Consider the following 11,548-nt stretch of genomic DNA (forward strand, 5'->3'; position numbering starts at 1 on the left):
ATTAATAATAAGGGCTGATCATTAAATAAACCAATACACCGGTTACAGAAACATACAACCAGACAGGCCAGGTATATCGCGCCAGTTTTTTGTGCTGTGGCCATTCGCCGATCAATGCTCGGTAGGCCGTATACAATACGAAGGGAAGCACCAGGCCTGCGAGCGGAATATGGGTTGAAAGAATAATAAAATACAAGGTTCTTTTACCACCGGCCAATGCGATCTCCTGCTCACTCATTTGACCATCGTGGTTTAAATCGCCAAACCTGGTTTCACCGGCAAATAAGTGATGACAGATATAAGATACCAGGAAGATCACCGATAAGATCAACGCCGTTATCATGATCTTTTTGTGCAGTTCATATTTGCCCTGTCTTACCGTAGCCAGGCCCGCCAGTAACAAAATACTTACGATGGCATTGATCACGGCATTCAATTGTGCGAAAACGTGTATGTTGAAACCAAGGTCAACATCGAGCTTGATGCGGCTTAATGCCGTTACAGCAGCGAATACTACGAAAGAGAATACAAGAATAAGCCAATGGGCCTTTCTGTCATTTTTTGCCAGTACAGGAGGAAGCATAATTTATTGGAATTTGGGTTCTTTTGCTGGTCGGCGGGTGATCCATACAAACAGTATAACGGCTACGATCACGGCGATATAAATTGGCCAGATACTTATCAGCTGGGCCAATACCGGCGAAGGTTCGTTTCTATCTTTTTCCAACATCAGCAGGGTAATATCTTCTGCCAGTTTGGAAAGGGCTACTGTATCGAGTCCATCGTAATAACCACGTACAATGCCTTTTTTATCGAGTACTACAAATTTCTGAGTGTGTATAAAGTTGGAATCAACCCCTTCCCCATCCTGCAGACCCAGCTTTACTTCGTTCAATGCAAAATCATAGATGGTCTTTTTAGGACCGGTAACCATCCACCATACATCGGGATTCACATTAAAATGACCGGCATACTTTCTCAATTGTTCTACCGTATCTCTTTCGGGGTCAACAGTGAATGAAACAAACTGAACAAAGGAACTATCTAGTCTTTTGGTAACATCCTTCATTTTAAGGGCATCCTGCAACCCTTTCATGTTTTTGGTAAGGAACGGACAAATAGAAGGACAATGGGTGAAGAAGAAATCGGCTACCACAATTTTACCCCGCAGGCTGCTTAACGACACAGAGTCGCCCAACTGATTGCGCAGTTTTATATCGGCTACCTGATGCCAGATGGTATCGGTATGTTGTTTACCATTCTTTACGGTTTCTACTATATCATCGGGATAAAAGTGCGGTGGCATATGAATGGCATCGCGGCTTACTCCCTTTACAATGAAGTAGCTGATAACCGGTAAAAAAACGGCAATACACAGGGCTAATAATGCTTTCTGACTCACGGGTTTTTCTTTTGCTGCGCAAAGTTACCGCAAGGCGCAATGCCATGCAGTTTTTTATTTCAATAAAACACATTTATGTAATTTCTATGGGATGAACCGCCGCAACTCGTTGTTCATTAACCGGTTCTACCATAAAAAAAGAACCATCGTCAGGTGACGATGGTTCTTTTTTATATCACATTTAGCAGTAAAGTCGATTAGTGAATTTTGCCAGGCTCTTCTGTTTCACCTTTGGCTGGCTCTTTTTGCTCTACTTTTTCAGCAGCATGGTCCTTATAGTGTCTGTCGTAAGTATTACGCAGGTTCTTGTAAGAATTTCCATCCCACAGGAAAGCGGTAATAAACCAGATGAACAATAAGGCTGGAATTGATATAGTTAAGATCATATTTCTGATCTCATGACGTAAGTGCATGAATTCAGCTATGATATAGAAAGCTTTTGCCAGGGTCAGTATAATGAACACCCCATTCAGTAAATGTTTTACCAGGGTTGGGTTCGAAAAATCTATTTCATAATACCCGATAGCCAGGAACAACTCGAATATTGTTATGGCTAAGAGTATCCGGAAGGTTCTCCAGATCGCTTTTCTGTCGAATGTGTGTGCCTCGTCTGTTGCGTGTGCGTGAGGTACTGCTGCTACATGTGCATTTTCCATAATCGCAATATTATATATAAATCTGTTAACTGCCTATGTTATAATGTAAAGTAGTTGAATTTTTCAATCTACTAGAACAGGTAAAAACAAGTGAATACGAATACCCATACCAGGTCAACGAAGTGCCAGTACAAACCAGCTTTTTCGATCATCAGGTAGTGGCCTCTTCTGTCGAACACACCTCTCCAGGTCATGATGAACATAATGATGTTGATCACTACACCAGACAATACGTGGAATCCGTGGAAGCCTGTAATGGTGAAGAAGAAGTTGGTAAAGTTGGTAGAAGCCTGTGTTCCGTCGATGTTCAGGAACGGATTGTGACCCCACCAGGCACCTTCATGATACAGGTGTGTCCACTCCCAGGCCTGGCAGCTTAAGAAAGCGATACCGCCTACGATGGTCCAGCCTAACCATTTCAATACTTCTTTTCTATTCATTTCATGGCCAGCGCCTACAGCCAGTACCATGGTTACCGAACTCATGATCAGAATAAAGGTCATTATACTCACAAACGCCAGCGGAATGTGCATTTCGCCGATGATGGGGAAAGACCTGAACACGTGGTTGGGATCGGGCCATGAGTTAGTTGAAAACCGGATGGTTCCGTACGAAATCAAGAATGCGCCAAAGGTAAAAGCATCACTCATTAAGAAGTACCACATCATTAACTTGCCATACTCCACTTTAAATGGGCTCTTTCCACCTGACCACACGCCTTGATTAGCCGTTGCTACTTGTGCCATGTTGCTATTTTAGTATTAGTAGTTCTGCAATTATGATTTAAACAAAAAGAACACAAACAAATAAACCCATAACAGGTCTACAAAATGCCAGTAGGTGCTCATCACCTCTACCGGTACTGAATTATAATTCCTGATGCGTGCGCTGAATGCTTTTATAAACATCACTATTAAAGCAATGATGCCGCCTAAAACGTGCACCGCGTGCAATCCGAAAATTACGTATAAGAACTGTCCTGCCCCGGCTGATCCCGCCAGTTTATTATTGGCGTTCCACAGCTGTGAAAAACCGGTGATCTGCATTACAATGAAGGCGATACCCAGTATCATGGTAACCGTTAACAGGCGGCGATATTGTTGCATACCGCGTTCTTTAAACGATTTCAGGCCCCACTGCATGGTAAAGCTGCTCAGCAGCATTACGGCAGTTGAATAATAAAAGATCTGAGGTATTTTCACCAGGCTGAACCCGGGCATACTGCTTTTTACAATATAGGCACTGGTTAACCCGGCGAACATCATAATGATGCTGCCTATGCCTACCCACAAGGTAAACTTATGTGGATGTATTTTCTTTCGTTGCGTACTCACTGCTTCTGCCATCACGGTTTTTAAATTTTTATCTTTTTATAATTTATCAGCCAGTAAAGCCAATAACACTATAGGCAAATAAATATAGCTGGTGAACATAACCCGGCGCGCGGCCTTCTTTTCCATCTCACGGTACAATCTTACACTTTGCCAAAGCATAAACAGGTTTGCCGCCAGTACGATCCAGAAACTCATCATGCCACTCATACCAACCAGGTATGGCAATGTGCCAACCGGTATCAATACCAATGAGTATATGATAGACTGTATCGCTGAATACTTGGTAGGTCCTTCTACCGAGGGCATCAGTTTAAACCCGGCGTTCGTATAATCCTTGTGCGCGATCCAGGCAATAGCCCAGAAGTGCGGGAACTGCCAGAAAAACTGGATGGCAAAAAGAACCCAACCACCAGCGCTCAATTCATCCTGACCAGCGGCCCAGCCAATTAAACAGGGTAAAGCTCCGGGAACGGCGCCTAACAGCACCGATACAGCACTTACCTTTTTTAACGGTGTGTACATGTAAGCATATACAAACCAGCTGAACAGGGCCAGCCCGGCAGACAACCAGTTGAAGCAATAACCCAGGATAAATAACCCTGCTGCTACTGCAATGACCGCAAACGCCCACGCTTCTGCCGGCTGCATTCTTCCGGATGCTACCGGCCGTTTGGCAGTTCGCGCCATCATAGCGTCTGTGTCTTTCTCCACTATCTGGTTTACGGTATTGGCGCTGCCGGTTACCAGCAGACCACCCACAAACAACAGGATAATGTGAAGCCAGTCGAATTGAACCACTTTCGGTGCCAGCAGGTAACTGATAACGGAACTAAACACAACCATGAAGCTGAGGCTGAACTTAATCAGCATCATATAATCCCTTACCTTACCGGCGATATTTAAAGAACTCTGTTGCTTCACGGTTACTTGCTCCATCAGTTAAAAAATATGTTTTAGTAGTGGTTGCCCACTTCTTATGTTCAATTAGTGGTGGCTTTCATTCGGACCGATAGGCTCGGTTTGAGGAATGAAATCACGTCCATCTTTACTGTAATCATAAGCCCAGCGATGAACTTCAGGAATCTCACCTTCCCAGTTACCGTGACCTGGTCTGATTGGTGCAGTCCATTCCAGGGTAGTAGCGCCCCATGGGTTCATGGTAGTTACTTTTCTACCTTTAAAGATAGAGTAGAAGAAGTTGAACACGAACAACAACTGAGTAGCGAATACGATGATAGCTACAGTTGAGATGAACTTGTTCAGATCACCGAACTGGTTGAAAGATGCCCAGTTGCTGTAATCCAGGTAACGACGGGGCATACCAGCCAAACCTTCGTAGTGCATTGGCCAGAAGATGAGGTAAGCGCCAACCAGGGTTACCCAGAAGTGAATGTACGCCAGTGTACTGTTCATGTAACGGCCGTACATTTTAGGGAACCAGTGGTAAATACCGGCGAACATACCAAAGAATGCAGACACACCCATTACAATGTGGAAGTGCGCAATTACGAAATAAGTATCGTGCAGGTGAATATCCAGTGTAGAGTTACCCAGGAAGATACCAGTTAAACCACCAGAGATGAACAGGCTCACAAAACCTAATGCGAACACCATACCGGGGGTAAACTTGATATTAGCTTTCCAGATAGTTGTTAACCAGTTGAACACTTTGATGGCCGAAGGAACGGCGATCAACAGGGTCAACAGTACGAATACTGAGCCCAGGAATGGATTCAAACCGGTTACGAACATGTGGTGCGCCCAAACCAGGAAGGCGAGGATGGTGATTGCGAACAGCGATCCCACCATGGCCATATAACCAAAGATTGGTTTGCGTGAGTTAACTGAGAGGATCTCAGACGCCATACCCATCGCAGGCAACAGGATGATGTATACCTCAGGGTGACCCAGGAACCAGAACAAGTGCTGGTACAGGATCGCGCTACCACCTTCGTTTGGCAATGCTGTATTGGTTGCAGCAATATAAATATCTGACAGGTAGAAGCTGGTGCCGCCGTGACGATCGAACAGCAACAGGATGAAACCTGATAATAATACAGGGAAAGATAAGATACCTAATACTGCGGTGAAGAACAGGGCCCAGATGGTCAAAGGCAAACGGGTCATGCTCATACCTTTTGTACGCAGGTTCAGTACAGTAGATACGTAGTTCAAACCACCTAATAAAGAAGATACTACGAACATGGCCATCGCCGTGATCCACAGATCCATACCGGTTTTAGAACCAGGTGAAGCATCACCCAGGGCGCTCAATGGCGGGTAGGCTGTCCAACCACCGCTGAACGGACCAGTTTGAATGAACAGGGAAGATAACATCACGATGCTACCGCCAAAGAAGAACCAGTATGACAACATGTTCATCATTGGAGAAGCCATATCGCGTGCTCCTATCTGTAAAGGAATGAGGAAGTTGGCGAATGTACCACTCAAACCGCCGGTTAACACGAAGAATACCAGAATGGTACCGTGCATGGTTACCAATGCATAATAGTTCTCAGGGGTAATTTTACCGCCTTTTGCCCAGTTACCCAGAATGTCTTCCAGCCAGGGGAAGGTTTGGTCGGGGTAACCTAATTGCAAGCGGAACAACACTGACATCAAACCACCAATAATGGCCCATATCATACCAGTGATCAGGAATTGCTTCGCAATGATCTTGTGATCCTGGCTGAATACGTATTTCGATATAAACGACTGGTGGTGGTGATGCACGCCATGCTCATCGTGATGCACATCATGCGTTGTTAAAACTTCTGCGTGACCGTGGCTCATTGTATCTTATTTTGAGGTCGTAATAATTCTGTTTAAAGTCTCTGGTTTTATTTAGCAGCCAATACTGCGTTTGCTGTTCCGGCAGCCGCAGTTTTTGCTGTATCTGCAACGGGTGCAGGTGATGCAGCAGGGGCAGCTTCAGCAGGTTTGTATGATGGCTTTTGTTGTGCCAGCCAGAATTTATATTCCTGCTCAGTTACCACTTTAATAAGTCCTTTCATTGAATAGTGACCGTTACCGCACATTTGGTCGCACGCGATCTCATATTCAAAATTGGGGTTATTAGTGATCTTCTTCATCTCTTCAGTAGTGTACTTAGGCGTAAACCACATAGTAGTTGGTGTACCGGGAACGGCATCCATTTTCATGCGGAAGTGAGGCAAACCAACGTCGTGGATAACGTCGCGTGAATTGATGATCAATTTCACAGGTGTACCTTTTACCAGATACATAGCTGAAGTTTCAATGATATCATCATAACCGGAAGCATCGGCTTTCAGGTTCTGAACACCATTTGGTGTTTTCATGGCAGAATCTTTCCAGATCATACCCAGCATGTTGCCATTGGCTTCATCGATCATGCGGAAATATTTCTTTCCGAAGGTATTGTCTTTACCTGGGTAGCGATAGATCCAACCGAACTGACGGCCGGTGATCTCTACTCTCATGGCATTCTCGGGTGCTTCACCGGTAATTTTAAACCAGTAATACAAACCGAAACCAACCAGCAAACACAAAGTGATGGCAGGAACGGTTGTCCACAACACCTCGAGTTTGTTGTTATGCGGATAATAGAATGCCTTTCTTTTTTCGCTGTACTGGTATTTATAAGCAAACCAGAATAATAAGATCTGGGTAATGAAAAACACAATGCCGGTAATAAGCAAAGTGATCTTCAGCATGGTATCGATGTTCTCACCATGGTCAGAAGCCGATGGGTGGGTCATCAATGTTTTAGGATACAGTGCTTCGTTACACATGTATACACCAATAAGGCCCAATACGAGGAACACTACCATCAGGAATCCGTTGATCCTGTTATTTTGCTCGAAAGCTTTTTTCTCTCCCTTTAAAACGGATACATACTCACTCGCCTTGGCTATCTGAAACGTTATCAGAAACCCAAGCGCCAGGATGGCTAACAAAAATACTCCGGTAGTTGTCATGATCTTTCAATAATTTTTATACTATCGAAACTAAGTTCGCTTATTTATTAAGTATCACACCTGTTTGAATACGATTAGGTATGATGGATAATACTTTCTTTAATGAACGGATGGTTTTTCGCCAGCAAAGGATATTTCGCCATTGCTTTACCAGTTGAATACATGATCAAACCTACAAAACCGGCAGCTACACCAAAATCAAACAGGTTCAATTCTACGTGCTCAGGAGATATACTTGCGAATACCATTTGGTAGAAATCCAGCCAGTGACCGAATATGATCACAATTGCCATAAAGGTAACTGTGGTATAATTTCTTTTTGAACCACGACGCATCAAGATCAAAATTGGAGCAATGAAGTTGATACAGAACATGAACCAGTACAGTCCGGTGTAGGCACCGCTGTGGTGATTGCTGGTTACGCGTGATTTGAAATAGATGGTTTCTTCAGGAATGTTTGCATACCAGATCAGCATGTATTGTGCAAACCATAAGTATGTCCAGAAGATAGAGAAGGCAAACATGAACTTACCCAGGTCATGAATATGCTCTTCGTTGGTGTACTCCAGGTAGCCCTGGTTTTTCATATACACCACAAAAATAGTGATGAGCGCCAGACCGGCAACGAATGTACTGGCGAAAGTGTACCAGCTGTACATGGTGCTGAACCAGTGTGCATCCAAACTCATCAACCACAACCATGGGGTAACTGACATCGCAGTTAAACCGAACCATACGATGAAGATAGAAGCCCAAACACTGTTCTTAAAGATATAGCGACGACCAGCTTCTACATCGGGCAATGGATTATTATCCAGCTCCCGTGATATCTGGCGCATTTTACGACCCAGAACCATCCACAGACCAATGGTAAGAATAGTCCAGATAATGTAAAATCCGGAGTTCAGGAAGCCTGATTTGCCTTCCAGGATCTTATCACCTTTTGGATGTAACCAATGGTAGATGTGCGGATCAACTACACAAAGGGCTATTAAAACGACAAGCGCAATAACTCCTAAAGGATAAACGGCTATAGAAATGGCTTCTGAAACACGGCGGAAAGCTATCTGAAAACCACCCATGGCCAGGGTAGCAGCGCAGATAAAAAACATAGCCGCATTGGTGATCAGCAAAAAGTAAGTGCTGTTATGCAACATGGAACCCCAAAATCTTGCGCCATGGTGTTCACCGGTTCCGTATAATATAAAACCGATGATAACAGATAAAACGCCGACTCCCATCAATGCCATTGACCAGTTCTTGTACCGTGCGGGGATGTCGAAAAATTCTTTAATAGCCATTATCAGTAATTTATATGTTCTGTGTTCGTGTCAGTTATTTTTTCTTAGCAGATGTATCTACTGCTGGTTTCTTGGCTGCAGTTGCTGCACCAGCGGCTGCAGGTTTCGCTGCGGCTGCTGAATCAGTTGCAGGTGCTGCTGCTGCCGGTTGTTTGCCACCACCTTGCTTGGATTTAATGTAATGAATTACACTCCAGCGTTGTGTGGTACTCAACTGAGAAGCATAGCTACCCATTTGACCTTTACCATAAGTAACAGAATAAAACATCTGTCCTTCAGGCATATTAACATATTTCGCGTTGCCTGCGAGATTTGCTGGCGCTGCTGAGAACGGTCCTTCGCCACCTTTGTACAGGGGGCCATTGCCATCCAGTGCAGTACCGTGGCAAATACCACAGTTTACAAGATATAAGCGCTCTGCTTCTTTCATTTGTACTGCATCCAGTGCAGGTACCGGGTTTGCAATATGCACTGATTGTGCATAATTGGTAGTATCGCCAGCTTTGTCCTTATCCAATGGAAAAGGCAACAATTCACCACGTTTAATGGTGCCGTGTACCGGCAAACGGTTATAATGAATACCCTGTTTAGCGAGTGTATCTATGGGCGCATAGGTTTCAATGGCACGGCTATAAGCCATATCAGGCATATATACGTGACCCGGAGTTCTACGTACGTCTTCCTTGCAACTCCACGCTACCACAGCCAGCACTAAAACAGAAACAATTGATAATTTTTTCATCTTAAAGTATTCAGATATTATGCAGATACAGTTTCGCTTTGACCTTCAAACAATTTTTGATCTTTATCATATCTACCTAACCACCAGCCGGTTTCGGCATTCTGTACGTTAATTCCAGTGGCTCCTATTCCGCCGAGGAATGAACTTAATTCAGCTTCGTTTGTCTTAGGAGTACACTCAATTACCATGGTAAACTGATCATCAGTTGAACGCAGGTTAAAGTGATGCTTTTTAACAAAAGGTGCTAACTGACACAGGTAGCAGAAAGTTAATACCATGCCCACACAAGCACACAATACAGTGAACTCAAATGTGATAGGTATCCAGGCTGGTAATGCAAAGTGTGGTTTACCACCAATGTTCCATGGCCAGTCGGTAGTTAAACACCAGGTCATGAAAGACAACATGCTGGTAGTACCAAAAATAGCGTACAAAAATCCCGCTGTGTGAATGCTGGTGTCACGCAAACCCATGGCATGGTCTAAGCCGTGAATGGGGAAAGGTGTATATACCTCGTGCAGCTTATAACCTGTTTTGCGTACTTTCTTAACGGCTTCAAATAATGGTTCCTCCTCAGTAAAAACACCAACAACAAATTTTTTAACAGCCATATAATGATTTTAAAAATTCTGACTTATTTATTCTTTCGTGTTTGTCTGTATACCTGATTAGTGGTGTTCTGACATTTGATCATGATAGAACTGGTCCACACTAACTTTCTCATACTTCAGTTGTTCTCTCTTATAGTTATCACCATTCTTTTTCAGAATGTGCTTGATCTCAGCCACCGCGATAATCGGGAAGAATTTAGAGAACAGGAAGTAGCAGGTAAAGAACAAACCAAACGTTCCCATATAGAAACCGATCTCCCAGATAGAAGGACGGTAGTAAGTAGCCCAGCTACTTGGTAGGTAGTCGCGATAGATTGAAGTAACGATGATCACAAAACGCTCGAACCACATACCGATGTTTACGATAACCGACATGAAGAAGGTTACTACCAGGTTACGACGCAGTTTGCGGAACCAGAAGATCTGTGGAGAGATCACGTTACAACCCATCATCAGCCAGTAGCTCCAACCGTAGGGGCTGAACAGGTTCACGCGGTTTTGCGCAAATGCCCATCCTTCGTTCGGGTTCTGACCATACCATGATATGAACAACTCGGTTAAGTAGGCAATACCTACAATTGAACCGGTCAGTACAATTACTTTGTTCATTACCTCAATGTGCTCCATGGTAATATAGTCCTGCAGGCCCAGCACTTTACGGCTGATCAACAACAGGGTTTGTACCATCGCAAAGCCAGAGAAGATGGCACCCGCTACGAAGTAAGGCGGGAAGATGGTAGTATGCCATCCGGGAATTACTGAGGTAGCGAAGTCAAAAGATACCACCGTGTGTACTGATAATACCAGCGGTGTACTCATACCGGCCAAAACCAGTGATAAGCTTTCGTGGCGTTGCCAGTGTTTGGTAGAACCGGTCCAGCCGAATGACAGCAAACCGTACATATATTTACGCCATTTCAATTTGGCGCGGTCACGTACGGTAGCCAGGTCAGGTAACAGACCAGAGTACCAGAACAGTAATGATACAGTAAAGTATGTAGAGATCGCGAATACGTCCCATAACAGCGGTGAGTTGAAGTTCACCCATAAAGGACCGCGGGTATTTGCGTAAGGTAATACGAAGAAGGCCATCCAAACACGACCCATGTGCCAGATCGGGAACTGACCGGCGCAGATTACCGCAAAGATCGTCATCGCTTCCGCGGCGCGGTTCACACCCGTTCTCCATCCCTGACGGAACAGCAACAGGATCGCTGAGATCAGTGTACCGGCGTGACCGATACCCACCCACCATACGAAGTTGGTGATGTCCCAGCCCCAACCGATTGTTTTACTCAGGTTCCATTGACCAATACCATAGGTTACCTCGCGGTATATGGAGTAAACCCCAAAACACAACAACGCAACCGAGATCAGGAAACCGGTCCACCAAAGGCGGGAGGGTGCTGCTTCAATTGGCCGCACAATATCTTCCGTTACCTGATGATAAGTCTTGTCGTTATCTACCAGCGGAGGTCTTACTTGCGATTCGTATCTAATTAATGACATGTTGTATGCTTTTAGCTATTCATCCCGACAGTCG

Annotated in this window: 12 protein-coding genes; all 12 read right to left on the bottom strand. The window is 44.4% G+C overall.

The window, feature by feature from the left end; genetic code table 11:
• Position 1: 1 nt before the first annotated feature.
• The 12 genes from BMX95_RS02960 to nrfD all read right to left on the bottom strand — a co-directional run bounded on the left by BMX95_RS02960 (position 2) and on the right by nrfD (position 11,514).
• The gene (locus BMX95_RS02960; protein WP_081198910.1) at positions 2 to 583 is read right to left on the bottom strand and encodes a DUF420 domain-containing protein; all 582 of its coding nucleotides are present in this window, start codon (positions 581 to 583) and stop codon (positions 2 to 4) included.
• Positions 584 to 586: 3 nt separating this feature from the next.
• On the bottom strand, positions 587 to 1,402 hold the full coding sequence (locus tag BMX95_RS02965) for an SCO family protein (protein WP_081198909.1): 816 nt from the start codon (positions 1,400 to 1,402) through the stop codon (positions 587 to 589).
• A gap of 197 nt (positions 1,403 to 1,599) precedes the next feature.
• Complete coding sequence (locus BMX95_RS02970; protein ID WP_081198908.1) at positions 1,600 to 2,058, bottom strand: cytochrome C oxidase subunit IV family protein; 459 nt, start codon at positions 2,056 to 2,058, stop codon at positions 1,600 to 1,602.
• A gap of 71 nt (positions 2,059 to 2,129) precedes the next feature.
• Complete coding sequence (locus BMX95_RS02975; RefSeq protein WP_081198907.1) at positions 2,130 to 2,804, bottom strand: cytochrome c oxidase subunit 3; 675 nt, start codon at positions 2,802 to 2,804, stop codon at positions 2,130 to 2,132.
• A gap of 30 nt (positions 2,805 to 2,834) precedes the next feature.
• On the bottom strand, positions 2,835 to 3,404 hold the full coding sequence (locus BMX95_RS02980) for a cytochrome c oxidase subunit 3 (protein WP_081198906.1): 570 nt from the start codon (positions 3,402 to 3,404) through the stop codon (positions 2,835 to 2,837).
• A gap of 24 nt (positions 3,405 to 3,428) precedes the next feature.
• Entirely contained in the window at positions 3,429 to 4,328 is a 900-nt protein-coding gene (cyoE, locus tag BMX95_RS02985) for a heme o synthase (protein ID WP_081198905.1), read from the bottom strand.
• A gap of 48 nt (positions 4,329 to 4,376) precedes the next feature.
• Complete coding sequence (locus tag BMX95_RS02990) at positions 4,377 to 6,185, bottom strand: cytochrome c oxidase subunit I (RefSeq protein WP_081198904.1); 1,809 nt, start codon at positions 6,183 to 6,185, stop codon at positions 4,377 to 4,379.
• A gap of 47 nt (positions 6,186 to 6,232) precedes the next feature.
• Positions 6,233 to 7,351 (bottom strand): cytochrome c oxidase subunit II, encoded by a 1,119-nt coding sequence (locus BMX95_RS02995; protein WP_081198903.1) that lies wholly within the window; start codon positions 7,349 to 7,351, stop codon positions 6,233 to 6,235.
• A gap of 74 nt (positions 7,352 to 7,425) precedes the next feature.
• Positions 7,426 to 8,652, bottom strand: coding sequence for a quinol:cytochrome C oxidoreductase (locus BMX95_RS03000; RefSeq protein ID WP_081198902.1), 1,227 nt, complete (start codon positions 8,650 to 8,652; stop codon positions 7,426 to 7,428).
• A 34-nt stretch (positions 8,653 to 8,686) separates the two neighbouring features.
• Entirely contained in the window at positions 8,687 to 9,394 is a 708-nt protein-coding gene (locus BMX95_RS03005) for a c-type cytochrome (RefSeq protein ID WP_081198901.1), read from the bottom strand.
• 17 nt (positions 9,395 to 9,411) lie between these two features.
• Positions 9,412 to 10,005 carry a DUF3341 domain-containing protein gene (locus tag BMX95_RS03010; RefSeq protein ID WP_081198900.1) on the bottom strand — a complete coding sequence of 198 codons (594 nt, stop codon included), beginning with the start codon at positions 10,003 to 10,005 and terminating at the stop codon, positions 9,412 to 9,414.
• Positions 10,006 to 10,062: 57 nt separating this feature from the next.
• Positions 10,063 to 11,514 (bottom strand): NrfD/PsrC family molybdoenzyme membrane anchor subunit, encoded by a 1,452-nt coding sequence (gene nrfD, locus BMX95_RS03015; RefSeq protein WP_081198899.1) that lies wholly within the window; start codon positions 11,512 to 11,514, stop codon positions 10,063 to 10,065.
• Positions 11,515 to 11,548 lie beyond the last annotated feature (34 nt).

The organism is Niastella yeongjuensis (assembly GCF_900110245.1).
Lineage (GTDB): Bacteria > Bacteroidota > Bacteroidia > Chitinophagales > Chitinophagaceae > Niastella > Niastella yeongjuensis.